We start from the raw sequence: 530 nt of genomic DNA, 5'->3' as shown, positions 1-530 counted from the left end.
GCCCCACGACGAAACAGAGCGCACCACCCACGGTGCGGGGCGCGCACCCCGACGCGCGGCCCCGCCCCACGACGAAACAGAGCGCACCACCCACGGTGCGGAGCACGCACCCCGACGCGCGGCCCCGCCCCACAACGAAACAGCACGCAACCGGCCCGCCCAGGCGCGGAGCACACACCCCGACGCGGCCCCGCCCGCCACGCAGCCGAGCTCACCCCGTACAGCTCAGCGCGGGTCGCAGACGCCGGCCAAGTCCACCGCCGCCGCCACCCGTATCGCCACACTCTCCGCGTACACCGCGTCCGCCCGTTCGAACGGGCTGCGGCTGGAGCCACGGAGGAACGTCGCCACACCCAGCGTCCGCCCCCGACTGCGCAGCACCGTACACAGGGCGTGCTGAGTGCCCTGCGGCCACAGCCGGGCCGCGGCCCACTGCGCCGCCGTACCCGTCTGCGCCGTGCTCGCACTGGCCCGCACCGACCCCGAGCGAGCCACACACTGCAGCGCCGGATGCCCCTCCGGATACCGCA

Annotated in this window: 1 pseudogene; it reads right to left on the bottom strand. The window is 75.5% G+C overall.

Features of this window, described 5'->3' with window-relative positions:
• Window positions 1-225 precede the first annotated feature (225 nt).
• Window positions 226-530: pseudogene (locus tag U9R90_RS36775) on the bottom strand (diguanylate cyclase); the annotation flags it as partial.

Origin of the sequence: Streptomyces sp. E11-3 (assembly GCF_046540415.1) — a bacterium.
Classification (GTDB): Bacteria; Actinomycetota; Actinomycetes; order Streptomycetales; family Streptomycetaceae; genus Streptomyces.
The sequence above is the reverse complement of the archived record's forward strand: the minus strand, read 5'-3'. Positions and strand labels throughout refer to the sequence as shown.